This is a genomic window from Myxococcota bacterium (assembly GCA_041389495.1).
Taxonomy (GTDB): domain Bacteria; phylum Myxococcota_A; class UBA9160; order UBA9160; family UBA4427; genus JAWKRT01.
In genome coordinates, this window is sequence record JAWKRT010000001.1 from 753,890 (window position 1) to 770,020 (window position 16,131).

The window sequence follows — 16,131 nt, forward strand, 5'->3', positions numbered from 1 at the left end:
CGGCCTCGGCCGATCGCAACGAGCGGTTCAACGTCCCGCGCCAGCTGCCGATAGGGCTCCGCAGTGGCGACCGCCCGCAGCCGTCCGGCAAGTCCTCGGTCGGCGGTGGACGCGCGGCGCCGCGAAGTGCGGGGGATGGACATGCACGCGAACTCGCTCCGGCTCGGGCTCGGCGCCGTCGGCTCGCTCGTCGCCGCGCTCGGCCTCCTGGCCCCGCTCCCTTCCTCCGCACAGACCGCCTCCACTCCTTCCCAGCAGAGCAGCTACGCCGCGCACTGCCGCACGCTCACCAAGCAGATCGCGCACTTCGAAGGCGTCGCCGACATGGCGCGCGACCGCGACGACGATCTCTGGGAGGCGTCGACCGAGGCGCACATCGAGCGGCTCACCAATCGACGCTCTCAGCTGTGTCCCGAGTACGATCGCCGCACGCTCGCGGCCGCGAACGCGCAGTTCTGGTCCGACGTGTACCAGGTGATGAAGATCGGCGCGCAGGGCGCGCTGCGATACCTGACGTTCGGCGCCTTCTAGCCCGGCGCGCCGCGCGCTTCCTCCCCTCGCCGACCCCCGCTCCACCGGCCCTCGACCCGATCGGGTAGGCTGCGCGCGCCGTGGCGCCGACGCGCCGCGCCCGCCTCCGGAGGGCCCCCCGCATGCAGCTCCGCCGCCTCGGCCGCACCGGTCTCGTCGTGAGCGAGATCGGAATGGGAACGATGACGTTCGGCACGATGGCCGACGAGCGCGAGAGCGTGCGCATCCTCGACGCCGCGTTCGACGCCGGCGTCCAGCTCCTCGACGTCGCCGAGGTCTACCCCGTGCCGCCGCGCGCGGAGTACGCCGGGCGCAGCGAGGAGATCTGCGGCAAGTGGCTCGCCGGGCGCTCGCGCGACCAGATCGTCGTCGCGACGAAGATCGCGGGCCCCGGGCAGGGATGGTTCGTCCCCGCGGTGCGCAGCGGTGCGACGGCGCTCGACCGCCACCACGTCGAGCGCGCCATCGAGGGCAGCCTGCGGCGCCTCGGCACCGACTACATCGACCTCTACCAGACGCACTGGCCCGACCCGAACGTGCCGATCGAGCAGACGCTCGAGGCGCTCGACCGCGCGGTCGAGAGCGGCAAGGTCCGCTACGTCGGCTGCAGCAACCAGAGCGCGTACGGCCTCACGAAGAGCCTGTGGATGTCGGACGCCCACGGCCTCGTTCGCTACGAGACGATCCAGAACAACTTCTCGCTCCTGAACCGCCGCTTCGAGGACGAGCTCGCGGCCGTCTGCCGCGCGGAGCAGGTGAGCCTGCTCGCCTACAGCCCGATCGCGGGCGGCGTGCTCTCGGGCAAGTACGCGGGCGGGCAGTGGCCCGACGGCGCGCGCTTCAGCCAGTACCGCGCCGGCGAGCCGCGCACGCGCATCATGACCGACCGCTTCGTGAACGCGCGCACGCTCGCCGCCCAGGAGCGCTTCGCGGCGATCGCGAAGGACGCGGGCATGTCGGTCGTGACGCTCGGCGTCGCGTGGACGCTCGCGAAGGACTTCGTGGGGTCGTCGCTCGTCGGCGCGACGTCGCTCGCGCAGATGCCCGAGCTGCTCGCGGCCGCCGATGCGAAGCTCGGCGCCGACGTGCTCGCCGCGTGCGACGCGGTCTCGCGCGAGATCCCGTACCCGATGGGCTGAGCGGCGCGCGCCGGGCCCGAGGAGCGAGCGGATGGCACGGATCGACTGGCCCCGTCGCGCGGCGCGCGCCCTCGCGCTCGCCGCGCTCGCGCTCCCGCTCGCCGCGACCAGCCCCGCGCGCGCGTTCGACCGCGGCGCGGACGGGCGCTTCGAGAAGCGCGAGTCCTCGCACTTCGTGCTCTTCCAGGACGTCGACATCGACGAGACGTCCGGCATCCGCGGCTCGCGCCGCTTCGAGGACGACGTCCTCGAGACGCTCGAGTCCGCGTACCGCACGATCGACGCGCTGCTCGGCATCCGCCTCCCGCGCCGCATCCAGGTCACCGTCTACGACGCGCGCGACTTCGACGCGCGCTTCGCCGGGCTCTTCCGGTTCCCGGCCGCGGGCTTCTACGGCGACGCGATCCACATCCGCGGCGCGACGGTCGTCGACGCGCGGCTCGTCCGCGTGCTCCACCACGAGCTCGTGCACGCGGCCTTCCACTACGAGGCGCCCTCGCTCGTGCTCCCCGCCTGGATGAACGAGGGCGTCGCGGAGTGGGTCGAGGCGCGCGCGGCGGGCTACGCGACGCTCACGGGCCCCGAGCAGGCCTTCCTCGCGAGCCGCGCGGCGGCGGGCTCGCTCTACGCGCTCGCGCAGCTCTCGGCCCCGTCGTTCGGCGCGTTCGGCCCGCAGCAGGCCGCGCTCGCCTACCTCGAGTCGCGCGCGTTCGTCGACTTCCTCGCGACGACGTACGGCGATCGCAAGCTGCGCGAGTGGGTCGAGGGTGCGCTGCGGACGGGCGACCTCGACCGCGCGGCGCGCCGCTCGTTCCGCGCCGACCTCGCGCGCCTCGAGGAACGCTTCCGCGAGCGCTACGCGCGTCGCTGAGCAACGGACTCGCGCGGCGCGGGCTGCTAGCCTGCCGCGCGCGATGCAGCGTCTCGTCGTTCCGCGCCCGCCCACCGTTCGCGCGCAGCCCGTGCGGACGTCGGCCCCGGCGCGGACGTCGCCGCGCGCGCGGCGCGCGCACGCGGCCGCCCTGGCCTGCGCGTTCGCCGTCGCCTCCGTCGCTGCCGCGTCGCCTGCCGCGGCCGAGGACGGGGCTGCGGGCGCCGACGCCGCGGCCGACGCGCACGGCGCGCATGCGCTCCACCCGCCGATCGGCGTCTCCGGCGGGCACACGCTCGCGCGCGGCGGCATCGCCGTCGGCTACAGCTACGACGTCGCTTCCTACGACCAGCTGCGCGAGCGCACGAACGACGTGACGGCGACGGGCTATCTGTCGCGCACTCCCTTCTTCGCGAGCGCGCCGAGCCGCCTGCGCGTCGAGCGACACGAGTTCGCGCTGCTCGTCGCGACGACGGACCGGCTGTCGCTGCTGCTCGAGGTGCCGTTCGTGCGCGCCGAGATGCGCAACGAGACGGCGTCGGGCTCGTACACGACCGAGTCGGGCGGGCTCGGCGACATCGCACTGAGCGGCGTCTTCCTCTTCATGCGGCACGGGAGCGAGCGGCTCTTCTTCTCGACCGAGCTCGGCATGCCGACGGGCTCGATCTCGCAGCGCGACGACACGCCGAGCGGGCAGCGCGTCCTGCCCTACGCCATGCAGCCCGGCTCGGGCGTGTGGCACGTCGAGACGGGGCTCACCTACGAGGGCACGCTCTGGAAGTACACCTGGGGCGGCCAGATCGCGACGCTCTTCCAGCTCGGCGACGCGGACGTCGGCGACGCGCACTACACGCCGGGCAATCGCTATGCGGTGACGGGTTGGCTCGCGCGCGAGTGGTGCGACGCGCTCAGCACGTCGCTGCGGCTGCGCTGGCACCGCTGGGGCAACACGAGCGGGCGCGACACGCGCATGCCGATCGCCGAGTCGACGGCCAACGACCCGATGCGCCAGCGCGGCGAGCGCGTCGACCTGCTCGCCGGCGCCGAGGTGCGGCTCCCGTTCGCGCCGCGGCAGGCGCTCGCGCTCGAAGCGGGCTTCCCGCTGCTCGAGTCGCTCGACGGCCCGGCGCCCTCGTTCGACTGGAGCGTGCGCGTCGGCTGGCGCTGGTCGTACCCGTGAGCGCGCGGCGGCGCGCCGTCGCCGTTCTCGCCGGGGCGTGCGCGCTGCTCGCGCTCGGCTGCGACGACGTCCGGCGCTACGGCGCGCGCGGCATCGTCGAGGACGTGCGCCGCGAGGACGCCGTCGTCGTCGTCGACCACGGGGCCGTGCGCGGGCTGATGGGACCGATGACGATGACGTTCGACGTGCCGGATGCGGACCTGCTCGCGAGGCTCGAGCCCGGCCAACGCATCTCGTTCACGCTCGTGTTCACCGGCAGCGCGTACCAGATCGTCGACGCCACCGTGCTCGGCACCGTCGAGGTGGGCGACGAGTGGGCGCGCCTCGGCGAGCAGCTCGTGCGCACGACCGTGGCGCCGCCGTTCTCGCTGCGCGACCAGGACGGGCGGGTGCTCACGCTCGACGATCTCGCCGGCCGGGCGCTCCTCGTCGACTTCGTCTTCACGCAGTGTCCCGGACCGTGTCCACTGCAGACGGCGCGCGCCGTGGCCGTGCAGCGCGCGCTCCCGGACGACGTGCGCGATCGCGTGCACTTCGTCTCGATCTCGCTCGACCCGGCGAACGACACGCCCGAGGCGTTTCGCGCCTACGCCCGCAAGCACGGCGCCGACACGCGGAACTGGTCGTTCCTCGGCGGGGATCCCGGCGAGGTCGACGCCGTCGTCCGCAGCTACGCGGTCGGCAAGACGCGCGACGCCGAGGGCGTGATCGAGCACCTCGTCGTCTCCCTGCTCGTGAACGGCGATGGGAAGATCGTGCGTCGCTATCTCGGGATGGAGCACGGCGCGGAAGAGATCGCCGCCGACCTCGTCGCGCTCGCGCGCACGCCGCTCGCGAGCGCGGAACGAGGCTCCGCGCACGAGCACGCACACGAGCACGCGGACGACCCCGCGCACGACCCCGGAGAGGCCGCGGCCGGCGATGCGCCCTAGCGCGCCGGCGCGCGCCGCCGCCCCGCGCGCGCGCCGCGCGGCGACGGCGGACGTCGCGATCGTCGGCGGCGGCATCGCGGGCTGTGCGGCGGCGTGGTTCCTCGCGAACGAGGGCCTCGACGTCCTGCTGCTCGAGCGCGACGCACTGGCGAGCGCGGCGTCGGGCGCCGCGGCCGGCATGCTCGCGCCCGTAGCGGAGGGCGTACCGGGGAGCCCGCTGCTCGCGCTCGGGCTCGCCGCGCTCGCGCGCTTCCCCGCGCTCTGCGACGAGCTGCGCGCCGCGTCGGGCGTCGACCCGGAGCTCGAGCGGTCCGGCCTGCTGCGCGCGGCCGAGTCGCCGGACGCGGCGCGCGCGCTCGCCGCGCGCGCCGATGCGCTGCGCGCCGCCGGCGTCGCGGTCGAGTGGCTCGACGCCGCCGCCGCGCGCGCGCTCGAGCCCGCGCTCGCGCCGCACGTCGAGGGGGCGATCTGGTCGGGTGGCGACGCGCACGTGCGTCCGCCGCTGCTCGCGCGCGCGTTCGCGCGCGGCGCGGAGCGCCGCGGCGCCCGCATCGCGCTCGGCGTCGACGTGCGCGGTCTCCTCGCGGAGGGCGGGCGCATCTGCGGCGTGCGCGCGGAGGGCGCGATCGCGGGCGACGTCGCGGCGGGCGCGGTCGTCGTGTGCGCCGGCGCGTGGAGCCGCGCGCTCGAAGGATGGATGGAGGCGGCTCTTCCCGAGGTGCGGGGCGCGGACGGAGCGGCGCGCGCCGCGCCGCCGCCGGTCGAGCCGGTGCGCGGGCAGATCCTCGCGCTCGGCGCTCCGCTCCCGCGCTCGCGCGCCATCGTGTGGGGCGAGGGCGGCCTCTACCTCGTGCCGAAGCGCGACGGGAGCCTCGTCGTGGGCGCGACCGAGGAGCGCGTCGGCTTCGACGCGCGCGTCACGGCCGCGGGTGTCGCCGCGCTGCTCGAGGGCGCGCGGCGTCTCGTGCCCGCGCTCGGCGAGGCCGAGGTGCTGCGCTGCTGGGCGGGGCTGCGGCCCGCGTCACCGGACGGGCTGCCGTCGATCGGCGCGCTCCGCGGCGTGGAAGGGCTCGTCGTCGCGTACGGGCACCACCGCAACGGCGTGCTGCTCGCGCCGACGACCGGGGAGCTCGTCCGCGACCTCGTGCTCGGCAAGGCGGGCGCGGCCGAGGCCGCGCCCTTCGATCCCGCCCGCTTCGCGCGCCCGCCGGCGCCGCAGCGCCGCTAGCGCGCGCGCTCAGCAGAGCTTGCGGACCATCTCCTCGAGCGCGGCCTTCGGGCGCGCGCCCTGCATCTGCTCGACCACCTGGCCGCCCTGGAAGGCGAGCAGCGTCGGGATCGCGCGCACGCCGTAGCGCCCGGGCGCGGCCGGGTTCTCGTCGATGTTCATCTTGACGATCTTGACCCGGCCCGCGTACGAGGCCGCGAGCTCCTTCACGATCGGCGCGATCTGGCGGCACGGCGCGCACCACTCGGCCCAGAAGTCGACGACCACGGGCAGGTCGGAGTCGAGCACGTCGGCCTGGAAGCTCTGATCGGTCACGTCGGTGATCTCTGCCATCGTCTTCTCTCCTGTGGTTCGCGTCGTTCCTCGGGTCGTCCGGCCTCGCGGCCGGCCGCGCGCGTCGTCGCTCGGGCGCGCGGCGGCGGCGACGCGGGCCGCTCGGATGCCGGTCGTCGCGCCGGCGTCACGCACGGGATGCTCGCGGACGGGAAACGGCGGGGCAGCATAGCAGGGCCGCGGCTACTCTCGGCGCGATGCCGCGCCCTCCGGTCGAAATCGTCGCGATCGATCGCGCGAAGGTCCGCACGACGCGCGCGCGACGGCGCCCGAGCAAGGTGCGCGTGCGCGACGAGGCCGTGCCCCACGTGCCCGGAGCCTCGTTCGCGGCGTTCCTCGACTCGCTCCCGCACGTCCTCGGCGGCGACGACCTGCGCGCGGCGGTCGACGCGTGGGTGCGCGCATGGAAGGCGGGGCGCCCGGTCGTGCTCGGCTTCGGCGCGCACCTGATCAAGGTCGGGCTCGCGCCGGTCGTCGTCGACCTGATGGAGCGCGGCGCCGTCTCGGCGATCGCCATGAACGGCGCCGGCTGCGTCCACGACCTCGAGCTCGCGATGATGGGCCGCACGAGCGAGGACGTGGCCGAGGCGCTCGACGACGGCACGTTCGGCATGGCGCGCGAGACGGCCGAAGCGCTGAACGGCGCGATCGAGCGCGGCTTCGAGCGCGGCGCGGGAATGGGAGCGGCGGTCGGCGAGGCCATCCGCGCCTCGGCGTGGCCCCACGCCGATCGCAGCGTGCTCGCGGCCGCGGCGCGCCTCGGCATCCCGGCCACCGTGCACGTCGCGATCGGGACCGACATCCACCACATGCACCCGAGCGCGAACGGCGCGGCGCTCGGCGCGACGAGCCACCGCGACTTCGAGACGCTCACCGGCGTCGTCGCGCGGCTCGAGGGCGGCGTGTACCTGAACGTGGGCTCGGCCGTGATCCTTCCGGAGGTGTTCCTCAAGGCGCTCGCGCTCGCGCGCAACCTCGGCCACCGCGTCGATCGCTTCACGACCGTGAATCTCGACTTCATCCGCCACTACCGCCCCACCGTGAACGTCGTCGAGCGCCCGACGCGCAAGGGCGGCCGCGGCATCTCGCTCGTCGGTCAGCACGAGATCCTCGTTCCGCTGCTCGCCGCCGCGGTCGTCGAGGCCGGCCCGCGCAGGCGCGCGTCCTCGCGCGCGGCGAAGCCGAAGCGGCCGGCGCGGCCTCGCGCGCGGTGAGGGGCGTCACGCCATGGCCGCGCCGCTGCGCATCGAGCTCGTCGAGGGCGACCTCACCGAGCAGGACGTCGACGCGATCGTGAACGCCGCGAACAGCGCGCTCGTGCTCGGGAGCGGCGTGGCGGGCGCGATCCGCGAGAAGGGCGGGCCTAGCATCCAGCGCGAGTGCGACGCGCACGGCCCCGTCGAGGTCGGCGACGCGGCGATCACGGGCGCCGGCGACCTGCGCGCGCGCTACGTCATCCATGCGGCGGGCATGCCGCCGGGCGGCGGTGCGAGCGAGGAGAGCGTGCGCAGCGCCGTCCGCCGCAGCCTCGAGCTCGCGCGCGAGCGCGGCCTTCGCAGCATCGCGTTCCCCGCGATCGGCGCGGGCGTGGGCGGCTTCCCGCTGCAGCGGTGCGCCGAGGTCTCGCTCGAGGAGGCGCGCGCGCACGCGAGGGGCGACACCTCGCTCGAGCTCGTGCGCTTCGTGCTCTTCGGCGAGCCCGCCTATCGCGTCTTCGAGATGGTGGACGACGCCGCGAAGGTCGCCGCCCAGATGGAGCGCCTCCGGCGCCGCGACGGTCGCTGAGGCCGCGTACGAAGGGCTCCGGGCCGCGGCCGCGCCGGCCGATGCCCGCCCTATACTCGCCGCCCCTCGAGCGGAGGGCTCCGTTGATCGAGCTCCACCAGATCGCCGCCGCGCTCTACCTCGCCGCCGGCATCGGCTCGCTGCTCGGCGTCGTGCTGCCCGCGGAGCGCATGAGCCGCGGCGGCGCGTGGGGGCTCGGTCTCGCCGCGCTCGTGCACGCGGCGGCCTTCGCGACGCTCCACCGCCTCGACCCCCCGCCGCCGCTCACGGACGTCGCGGTCGTGATCTCGCTCTCGGCGTGGATGGCCGTCGTCTTCCTGCTGCTCTTCATGTGGCGCGTGCGCCTCCCCGGCCTCGCCGCCGCCATCGGGCCGGTCGCGTTCCTCGCGGTGTTCGTCGCGGCGCTGCTGCTGCCGCACGAGCCGGCGAGCGCGTCGGCGGCGCAGGGCGCGTGGCCGCACGCGCACGTGCTGCTCGCGGCGGCCGGGCTCGCGCTGCTCGGGCTCGCGGGCCTCGCGGGCGCGATCTACCTGGTCGAGCACCGCCGGCTCAAGTCGAAGCGCATGCCGCCGCGCCGGCTCCAGCTCCCGAGCCTCGAGGCGCTCGACCGCGTGAACGCGGTCGCCCTCGCGCTCGGCTTCCCGCTGCTCACGCTCGGCGTGCTGACGGGCGTCGCCTGGCAGCGGGCCGAGCTCGGGCGCGCGTTCGCGGTCGGCAGCCACGAGACGTGGACCGTGCTCGCGTGGGTGCTCTACGCCGGCCTCGTCGCCTCGCGCTTCCTCGGCGGCCAGGGCGCGCGCCAGGCCGCGGCGAGCGCGGTGGCGGGCTTCGCCTTCCTGCTCTTCGCCGTCGTCGGCATCGGGCTGCTCCCGTGAAGATCCTGCTCGTCGGCATGAACCACGAGAGCGCGCCGGTCGAGGTGCGCGAACGCTATGCGGTGGGCGACCCGGAGCCGCTCCTCGGCAAGCTCGTCGCGTGCGAGGACGTCGACGAGGCCGTCATCCTCTCGACGTGCAACCGCGTCGAGCTGTGCGTGACGACGCACCACGTCGAGTCCGCCACGCACACGCTGCTGCGCTTCTTCGAGCGCGAGCTCGCGCACGGCGGAGGCGCCCCCGCCCCCGCGCTCGACCACGCCGTCTACGTCCACAGCGGCCGGGCCGCGGCCGCCCACGTCCTGCGCGTCGCGGCGTCGATCGATTCGATGGTCGTCGGCGAGCCGCAGATCCTCGGACAGGTGAAGGACGCGTACCGCGCGGCGGTCGAGGCCGGCGCGTGCGGCCCGGTGCTGTCGCGCCTCTTCCAGCGCGCGTTCGCGACCGCGAAGCGCGTGAAGAACGAGACGGGCATCGCGCAGCGGCCGGTCTCGGTGGCGCGCGTCGCCGTCGATCTCGCGCGCCAGATCTTCGAGCGCTTCGACGACAAGCGCGCGCTGCTCGTCGGCGCCGGCGACATGACCGAGCTCGCGCTCGAGGCGCTCGTGCGCGAGGGCCTCCGCCACGTGCACGTCGCGAACCGCACGCGGAGCCACGCCGAGGAGCTGGCCGCGCGCTTCGGCGCCACCGCCCACGGGCTCGACGAGCTCGACGCGCTGCTCGCCGACGCGGACGTCGTGCTCACGTCGATCGGCGCGGACGAGCCGATCGTCACGGCCGAGCGCGCGCGCGCGGCGCTCGCCGCGCGGCGCCGGCGCCCGCTCTTCTTCATCGACATCGGCGTGCCGCGCAACGTGCACCCGGACGTCGACGGGCTCGAGAACGCCTATCTCTACGACGTCGACGACCTGCAGCAGGTGTCCGAGCGCAACGCGGAGGAGCGCCAGCGCGAGGCGCTGCGCGCGGAGGGCATCGTCCGCGAGGAGGAGCAGCGCTTCGACGGCTGGCTCGTGGCGCTCGAGGCCGTGCCCACGATCCGCCACCTGCGCGAGCGCGCGGAGGCGATCCGCACGAGCGAGCTCGAGCGCGCGCTCGCGCGCAGCCCGCGCGCGCTCGGCGCCGAGGAGCGCGAGGTGGTCGAGCGCGCGACGCGCGCGATCGTGAACAAGCTGCTGCACCCGCCGCTCGCGAAGCTGCGCGCCGAGACCGACCGCGAGGAGGGCATCGCGATGCTCGAGGCCGCGCGCGCGCTGTTCGGGCTCGACGAGCCGATCGGGCGCGCGGGAGTCCGCCCGCTCGCGGGCGACGGCGACGCGTCCGACGCGCCGGTCGGCGACGGCGCGCGCGATCCCGACGAGGGCGACGGCGGAGCCGCCGCGGGATGAGCGACGCGCGCGCCGTCCGCATCGCGACGCGAGGGAGCGACCTCGCGCTCGCGCAGGCCCGCCACGTCGCCGCGCGCATCGAGCGCGAGCTCGGCCGCGCGACGGAGCTCGTCGTCGTCACGACGAGCGGCGACCGCATCCAGGATCGACCGCTCGCGAAGATCGGCGGCAAGGGACTGTTCGTGAAGGAGATCGAGCAGGCGCTGCTCGAGGAGCGCGCCGACGTCGCCGTCCACAGCGCGAAGGACCTGCCCGCCCGCCTCGCCGACGGCTGCGCGCTCGCGGCCTTTCCCGAGCGCGTCGACGCGCGCGACGCGCTCGTCGCGCGCGCGGGCGGGGCGACGCTGGGCGCGCTGCCGCGCGGCGCGCGCGTCGGCACCGGGAGCACGCGCCGCATCGCGCAGCTGCTCGCGGCCCGTCCCGACCTCGTCGTCGTGCCGCTGCGCGGCAACGTGCCGACGCGCATCGCGAAGCTCGAGAGCGAGTCGCTCGACGCCGTCGTGCTCGCGTGCGCGGGCCTCGACCGCCTCGGCCTCGCCGCGCACGTGCGCGAGCGCATCGACACGGCGCGCATGCTGCCCGCCGTCTGCCAGGGGACGCTCGCGCTCGAGACGCGCGCCGACGACGCGCTGCGCGCCGACATCGCGCGGCTCGAGGACGCGCGCGTCGCGCCCGGCGCGCGCGCCGAACGCGCCTTCCTCGTGCGGCTCGGCGGCGACTGCACGGTTCCGCTCGCGGCGCACGCGACGCCGGTCGACGGTGCGCCGGGGCGGCTTCGCCTGCGCGCGCTGCTCGCGAACGAGGACGGCTCGGTGATCCTGCGCGACGAAGGCGAGGCGGACGCGCGCGACGCCGAGGGGCTCGGCGCGCGCGCGGCCGAGCGCGTGCTCGACGGCGGCGGGCGCGCGCTGCTCGAGCAGCTCCGCGCGCGCGCCGGGGCCGCGCCGTGAGCGACGCGCGCGGGCGCGTCGCGCTCGTCGGCGCCGGGCCGGGCGACCCCGAGCTCATCACGGTCCGCGGTGCCAACGCGCTGCGCGAGGCGGACGTCGTCCTCTACGACGAGCTCGCCTGCGACGACCTGCTCGCGCTCGCGCCGCCGACCGCGCTGCTCGTCAACGTCGGCAAGCGCGGGCACGACGCGCCGACGCGCTCGCAGGGCGACATCGATGCGCTGCTCGTCGAGCACGCGCGCGCCGGGCGTCGCGTCGTGCGGCTCAAGGGCGGCGACCCGTTCGTGTTCGGGCGCGGCGGCGAGGAGGCGAGCGCGTGCGTCGCCGCGGGCGTGCCGTTCGAGGTCGTTCCGGGCGTCCCGTCGGCGACGGCGGCGCTCGCCTACGCGGGCATTCCCGTCACCGACCGGCGCCACGCGGCGTCGTTCGCCGTCGTCACCGGACACAAGGACCCGACGCGCGTCTCGGAGGAGACGCGCTGGGCCGAGCTCGGGCGCGCCGTCGACACGCTCGTGATCCTGATGGGGATGCGCAATCTCGCGCAGATCGTCGCGAAGCTCGTCGCCGGCGGTCGCGCGGCGTCGACGCCCGCGGCCGCGGTGATGCACGGGACGCTCGGACTGCAGCGCACGGTCGTGGCGCCGCTCGGCGAGCTGCCGGCCGCGGTCGAGCGCGCGGGGCTGCGCGCGCCCTCCGCGGTCGTCGTCGGCGACGTGGTGCGGCTCCGCGACGAGCTCGCGTGGTGGGAGCGCGCGCCGCTCTTCGGCCTGCGCGTGCTCGTCACGCGCGCGCGCGCGCAGGCGGGCGACGTGCTGCACGCGCTGCGCGCCGCGGGCGCCGAGCCCGTCGTGGCGCCGATGATCCGCGTCGAGCCGCCCGAGGACGCGCGCGCGCTCGACGCGGCACTCGGTGCGCTCGCCGCGGGCGGCACCTACGACGCCGTCGTGTTCACGAGCGCGAACGCCGTGCGCTTCACGGCGCTCCGCGCGCGCGCGCGCGGCATCGCGCTCGGCGGCCTCGCCGCGCGCGTCGTGTGCGGCGGGCCCGTGACCGCGCGCGCCGCGCTCGAGGCCGGGCTGCCCGTGCACCTCGTGCCGCCGGCCGACGCCGGCGCGGGCGACGCCGACGCGCTGCTCGCGGCGATCGAGCGCGAGCTCGCGCCGCGCGGCCGTCGCTTCCTGCTGCCGCGCTCGCAGATCGGGCGCGACGTGCTGCGCGACGGGCTGCGCGCGGCGGGTGCGGCGGTCGACGCCGTCGTCGCCTATCGCACGCTCGAGCCCGAGCCCGGCGCGATCGACGGCGGGCTCGCCGCGCAGATCGGCGCTGGTGCGCTCGCGGTCGTCACGTTCACGAGCCCGTCGACCGTGCGGCACCTGCTCGCGCGGGTCGACGCGGAAGGGCGCGCGGCGCTCGGCGCGGGCCTGGTGGCCGCGGTCGGGCCGACGACGGCCGACGCGCTGCGCGCCGAGGGGCTCGCGCCCGAGGTCGTGCCGGCGCGGCCCGGAGGGCTGGCCCTCGTCGACGCGCTCGTCGACCATCTGCGCGCGCATCCCGCGCGCCGCGACGCGCTGCGCGCGCGACAGGACGAGGCGCTCGCGCGCATCGCCGCGGTGGCGGCGGCGGACGCGGCGAGCGGCGATGCGAACCGAGGAGAGCGATGACCTATCCCACGCAGCGGATGCGGCGCCTGCGCCGCACGGAGACGCTCCGGCGCATGCGCCGCGAGACACGGCTCTCGCGCGACGACCTCGTGCTCCCGCTCTTCGTCGTCGAGGGGCACGGCGTGCGCGAGCCGGTCGGCTCGATGCCGGGCGTGCTCCGCTTCTCCGTCGACCAGCTCGTCGACGAGTGCAAGCGCGTCCACGACCTCGGCGTCCCGGCGGTGATCCTGTTCGGCATCCCCTCCGCGAAGGACGCGCGCGGTTCGGGCGCCGACGCGCCCGACGGCATCGTGCAGCGCGCGGTCGCCGCGATCAAGCGCGAGCGCGACGCGCTCTGCGTCATCACCGACGTCTGCATGTGCGAGTACACCGACCACGGCCACTGCGGCGTGCTCGAGGGCGACCACGTCGTGAACGACGCGTCGGTCGAGCGGCTCGCGATGACGGCGCTCTCGCACGCGCGTGCGGGTGCCGACGTGGTCGCGCCCTCCGACATGATGGACGGCCGGGTCGGCGCGATCCGCGACGCGCTCGACGGCCACGGCTTCGAGGAGACGGTCATCCTGTCGTACGCGGCGAAGTACGCGAGCGCCTACTACGGGCCGTTCCGCGAGGCCGCCGAGAGCACGCCCGCCTTCGGCGACCGCCGCGCCTACCAGATGGACCCGCCCAACAAGCGCGAGGCGCTCGCCGAGATGGAGCTCGACGTCGAGGAGGGCGCGGACGTGCTGATGGTGAAGCCGGCGCTCCCCTATCTGGACGTGCTCGCCGCCGCGCGCGAGCGCTTCGACCTGCCGCTCGCCGCGTATCACGTCTCCGGCGAGTACGCGATGATCCGCGCGGCCGCGGAGCGCGGCTGGATCGACGGAGATCGCGCGATGGACGAGGCGCTCGTCGCGATCAAGCGGGCCGGCGCGGACTGGATCCTCACCTACGCGGCGGCCGACGTGGCCGCGCGGCTTCGCTAGCGGGGCGCGGGACGGCATGGCCACGCAGTACAAGGTCGTCGAGCTCGCGACCGTGACCGACGAGACGATCGAGAAGGCGCTCAACGAGGTGACGGCCCAGGGCTGGCGCTTCGACGGCATGCAGTTCGCGATGCGCGACTCGTCGAAGCGGCCGGCGATGGCCTTCCTGACGTTCGTGCGCGACGTCGCGGACGCGAGCGCCGACGACTAGAGCGGCTTTACAGCGCGGATCGCGGACCTAGGCTCGGGCGCCTCGCGTCACCCTTCTACCTCCGGGAGGAATCCGATGGCTTCGGTGGGACAGCGCGCGCCGGCGTGGTGCGTGAACGCGTACGTGAACGGCGAGCAGCAGCGCATCAGCAGCGACCAGTACGCGGGCCGCTGGCACGTCCTCTACTGGTACCCCCTCGACTTCACCTTCGTCTGCCCGACGGAGATCCGCGGCTTCGAGGCCCTGCTCGACGACTTCCGCAAGGAGGGCGTCGAGGTCGTCGGCGCGAGCACGGACTCGTACTACAGCCACGCCCAGTGGTTCGCCGACCGCAAGACCTTCGCGCAGCCGATCACGCACCCGGTCGTGGCCGACACGAACCACGCGATGAGCCGCGCCTTCGGCGTCCTGAAGGAGGACGAGGGCATCGCGTACCGCGCCACCGTCGTGGTGGACGACGAGGGCGTGGTCCGCTCGTTCTGCGTGAACGACCTGAGCGTCGGGCGCAGCCCGGCCGAGGTGCTCCGCACCGTGCAGGCGCTGCGCAGCGGCGGCCTGTGCGCGGCGGACTGGAAGACGGGCGACGCCTTCGTCGGCTGATCGCCGGCGGCGGGCGCGCGGCGCGCGCGCCTGCCCGGCGACGTCCGCGCGACGCGCACGAGCACGGGAGCGACCCAGCGGATGGCGCGCGATCGGCGCGAACTCGACCGCTCGCGCGTGCCGTCCGGAAGGGCGGAGCGGCTCGCGAGCCTCGGCGTGCTCGCGGGCAAGCTCGCGCTCGGCGGCGCCGCCGAGGGCGTGCGCCGGCTCGCGGGCGCGAGCGCCGACGCCGGCCACGTCCTGCTCTCGGGCGCGAACGCGCGCCGCCTCGTCGCTTCGCTCTCCTCGATGCGCGGCGCCGCGATGAAGCTCGGGCAGCTGCTCTCGCTCGAGGCCGAGGACCTGCTCGCGCCCGAGGTCGCCGACGCGCTCGCCGCGCTCCGCGACGCCGGCCACGCGATGCCGCAGGCGCAGCTCGAGCGCGTGCTGCGCGACGCCTACGGCGCGCGCTGGCGCGATCGCTTCGCGGAGTTCGACCCCGAGCCGATCGCGGCCGCGTCGATCGGCCAGGTGCACGCCGCGCGCGCGACGGACGGCCGCGACCTCGCGCTCAAGATCCAGTACCCGGGTGTCGCGCGCAGCATCGACAGCGACGTCGACAACCTCGCGGCGGCGCTCCGGCTCGCGCGCATCCTGCCCGGCAACGTGGACTTCGCGCCGCTGCTCGAGGAGGCGAAGCGCCAGCTGCGCGACGAGGCCGACTACGCCAAGGAGGCTTCCTTCCTGGCGCGCTATCGCGCGCTGCTCGCCGACGAGTCGCGCGTCGTCGTGCCCGCGGTGCACGACGACCTGACGACCGGGACGATCCTCGCGATGGACCGGCTCTACGGCATGCCGCTCGAGGAGCTCTGCAGCCCCGAGTACGACGACGCCGCGCGCAACGACGCGGCGGAGCTCCTGCTGCGCATCGTGCTGCGCGAGTTCTTCGAGTTCCACTTCGTGCAGTCGGATCCGAACTTCGCGAACTACCTGCTGCTGCCCGACCGGCGCATCGGCCTGCTCGACCTCGGCGCGGGCTACGACGCCGACCCGGCGCTCTGTCGCGCGTACGCGAAGCTCTTCCGCGCGTCCGCCGCCGCCGACCGCGAGGCCGTGCGCGCGGTGGCGACGGAGATCGGCTTCGTGGCGCCGGACGACGCCGCGCGCGACGCCGAGGCCGTACTCGACCTCGTCTGGCTCGCGACCGAGCCCTTCCGGCGCTCCGGCCCCTACGACTTCGGCGCGAGCGACCTGCCGTCGCGCGCGCGTGCGAAGTCGGCCGAGATCGTGTTCGAGCACGGCTTCTGGCGGCCTCCGCCGCCGGCGACGCTCTTCCTGCAGCGCAAGCTCGGCGGCACGTTCCTGCTGTGCGTGAAGCTGCGCGCGAAGGTCGACGCGCGCGCGCTCGTCGAGCGGGTGCTCGACGAGTTCGAGATCGCGACGACCGCCTAGCCTTGCGCGCGCGTCCTGGGTGGCCGCGCCCTGGCGCCGTTTGCGCGCCGC

The 16,131-nt window shown here is 75.6% G+C and carries 17 protein-coding genes; 16 read left to right on the forward strand and 1 reads right to left on the reverse strand.

What is annotated here, in order from left to right:
* Window positions 1-135: 135 nt before the first annotated feature.
* The 6 genes from R3E88_03290 (at window position 136) to thiO (ending at window position 5,881) form a co-directional block, all read left to right on the forward strand.
* Entirely contained in the window at window positions 136-531 is a 396-nt protein-coding gene (locus R3E88_03290; GenBank protein ID MEZ4215479.1) for a hypothetical protein, read from the forward strand.
* 122 nt (window positions 532-653) lie between these two features.
* A complete protein-coding gene (locus R3E88_03295) occupies window positions 654-1,670 on the forward strand; it encodes an aldo/keto reductase (GenBank protein MEZ4215480.1) in 1,017 nt (338 codons plus the stop codon).
* A 31-nt stretch (window positions 1,671-1,701) separates the two neighbouring features.
* Window positions 1,702-2,541 (forward strand): hypothetical protein, encoded by an 840-nt coding sequence (locus tag R3E88_03300; protein ID MEZ4215481.1) that lies wholly within the window; start codon window positions 1,702-1,704, stop codon window positions 2,539-2,541.
* Window positions 2,542-2,584: 43 nt separating this feature from the next.
* Window positions 2,585-3,721, forward strand: a complete 1,137-nt coding sequence (locus R3E88_03305) for a hypothetical protein (GenBank protein MEZ4215482.1) — start codon at window positions 2,585-2,587, stop codon at window positions 3,719-3,721.
* Window positions 3,718-4,653, forward strand: a complete 936-nt coding sequence (locus tag R3E88_03310) for an SCO family protein (protein MEZ4215483.1) — start codon at window positions 3,718-3,720, stop codon at window positions 4,651-4,653. The genes R3E88_03305 and R3E88_03310 overlap by 4 nt, the downstream gene beginning before the upstream one ends.
* Window positions 4,643-5,881 (forward strand): glycine oxidase ThiO, encoded by a 1,239-nt coding sequence (thiO, locus tag R3E88_03315; protein ID MEZ4215484.1) that lies wholly within the window; start codon window positions 4,643-4,645, stop codon window positions 5,879-5,881. The genes R3E88_03310 and thiO overlap by 11 nt, the downstream gene beginning before the upstream one ends.
* Before the next feature lie 9 nt (window positions 5,882-5,890).
* On the opposite strand, the gene trxA is transcribed toward thiO, so the two are convergent.
* A complete protein-coding gene (trxA, locus tag R3E88_03320) occupies window positions 5,891-6,214 on the reverse strand; it encodes a thioredoxin (GenBank protein ID MEZ4215485.1) in 324 nt (107 codons plus the stop codon).
* Between the two features lie 197 nt (window positions 6,215-6,411).
* On the opposite strand from trxA, the gene R3E88_03325 reads away from it, so the two are divergent.
* The 10 genes from R3E88_03325 to R3E88_03370 all read left to right on the forward strand — a co-directional run bounded on the left by R3E88_03325 (window position 6,412) and on the right by R3E88_03370 (window position 16,080).
* Window positions 6,412-7,428 (forward strand): hypothetical protein, encoded by a 1,017-nt coding sequence (locus tag R3E88_03325; protein MEZ4215486.1) that lies wholly within the window; start codon window positions 6,412-6,414, stop codon window positions 7,426-7,428.
* A gap of 13 nt (window positions 7,429-7,441) precedes the next feature.
* The gene (locus R3E88_03330) at window positions 7,442-7,999 is read left to right on the forward strand and encodes a macro domain-containing protein (GenBank protein MEZ4215487.1); all 558 of its coding nucleotides are present in this window, start codon (window positions 7,442-7,444) and stop codon (window positions 7,997-7,999) included.
* Window positions 8,000-8,082: 83 nt separating this feature from the next.
* The gene (gene ccsA, locus R3E88_03335; protein MEZ4215488.1) at window positions 8,083-8,874 is read left to right on the forward strand and encodes a cytochrome c biogenesis protein CcsA; all 792 of its coding nucleotides are present in this window, start codon (window positions 8,083-8,085) and stop codon (window positions 8,872-8,874) included.
* On the forward strand, window positions 8,871-10,259 hold the full coding sequence (gene hemA, locus R3E88_03340; protein MEZ4215489.1) for a glutamyl-tRNA reductase: 1,389 nt from the start codon (window positions 8,871-8,873) through the stop codon (window positions 10,257-10,259). Before ccsA ends, hemA begins: the two co-directional genes overlap by 4 nt.
* Window positions 10,256-11,209: a hydroxymethylbilane synthase gene (gene hemC / locus R3E88_03345; protein MEZ4215490.1), complete on the forward strand. Its 954-nt coding sequence runs from the start codon at window positions 10,256-10,258 to the stop codon at window positions 11,207-11,209. The genes hemA and hemC overlap by 4 nt, the downstream gene beginning before the upstream one ends.
* Window positions 11,206-12,870, forward strand: coding sequence for a uroporphyrinogen-III C-methyltransferase (gene cobA / locus R3E88_03350; GenBank protein ID MEZ4215491.1), 1,665 nt, complete (start codon window positions 11,206-11,208; stop codon window positions 12,868-12,870). Before hemC ends, cobA begins: the two co-directional genes overlap by 4 nt.
* Entirely contained in the window at window positions 12,867-13,838 is a 972-nt protein-coding gene (gene hemB, locus R3E88_03355) for a porphobilinogen synthase (GenBank protein ID MEZ4215492.1), read from the forward strand. The genes cobA and hemB overlap by 4 nt, the downstream gene beginning before the upstream one ends.
* 16 nt (window positions 13,839-13,854) lie before the next feature.
* Entirely contained in the window at window positions 13,855-14,049 is a 195-nt protein-coding gene (locus R3E88_03360; GenBank protein ID MEZ4215493.1) for a DUF4177 domain-containing protein, read from the forward strand.
* Window positions 14,050-14,124: 75 nt separating this feature from the next.
* A complete protein-coding gene (locus R3E88_03365) occupies window positions 14,125-14,649 on the forward strand; it encodes a peroxiredoxin (GenBank protein MEZ4215494.1) in 525 nt (174 codons plus the stop codon).
* 117 nt (window positions 14,650-14,766) lie between these two features.
* Window positions 14,767-16,080 carry an AarF/ABC1/UbiB kinase family protein gene (locus R3E88_03370; protein ID MEZ4215495.1) on the forward strand — a complete coding sequence of 438 codons (1,314 nt, stop codon included), beginning with the start codon at window positions 14,767-14,769 and terminating at the stop codon, window positions 16,078-16,080.
* The last annotated feature ends 51 nt before the right edge of the window (window positions 16,081-16,131 follow it).

What these genes read in the sequence shown, in the direction of transcription:
- R3E88_03290 (MEZ4215479.1), top strand. Translation starts at nt 136, where the DNA reads ATGGACATGCACGCGAACTCGCTCCGGCTCGGGCTCGGCGCCGTCGGC.
- R3E88_03295 (MEZ4215480.1), top strand. Translation starts at nt 654, where the DNA reads ATGCAGCTCCGCCGCCTCGGCCGCACCGGTCTCGTCGTGAGCGAGATC.
- R3E88_03300 (MEZ4215481.1), top strand. Translation starts at nt 1,702, where the DNA reads ATGGCACGGATCGACTGGCCCCGTCGCGCGGCGCGCGCCCTCGCGCTC.
- R3E88_03305 (MEZ4215482.1), top strand. Translation starts at nt 2,585, where the DNA reads ATGCAGCGTCTCGTCGTTCCGCGCCCGCCCACCGTTCGCGCGCAGCCC.
- thiO (MEZ4215484.1), top strand. Translation starts at nt 4,643, where the DNA reads ATGCGCCCTAGCGCGCCGGCGCGCGCCGCCGCCCCGCGCGCGCGCCGC.
- trxA (MEZ4215485.1), bottom strand. Translation starts at nt 6,214, where the DNA reads ATGGCAGAGATCACCGACGTGACCGATCAGAGCTTCCAGGCCGACGTG.
- R3E88_03325 (MEZ4215486.1), top strand. Translation starts at nt 6,412, where the DNA reads ATGCCGCGCCCTCCGGTCGAAATCGTCGCGATCGATCGCGCGAAGGTC.
- R3E88_03330 (MEZ4215487.1), top strand. Translation starts at nt 7,442, where the DNA reads ATGGCCGCGCCGCTGCGCATCGAGCTCGTCGAGGGCGACCTCACCGAG.
- hemC (MEZ4215490.1), top strand. Translation starts at nt 10,256, where the DNA reads ATGAGCGACGCGCGCGCCGTCCGCATCGCGACGCGAGGGAGCGACCTC.
- hemB (MEZ4215492.1), top strand. Translation starts at nt 12,867, where the DNA reads ATGACCTATCCCACGCAGCGGATGCGGCGCCTGCGCCGCACGGAGACG.
- R3E88_03360 (MEZ4215493.1), top strand. Translation starts at nt 13,855, where the DNA reads ATGGCCACGCAGTACAAGGTCGTCGAGCTCGCGACCGTGACCGACGAG.
- R3E88_03365 (MEZ4215494.1), top strand. Translation starts at nt 14,125, where the DNA reads ATGGCTTCGGTGGGACAGCGCGCGCCGGCGTGGTGCGTGAACGCGTAC.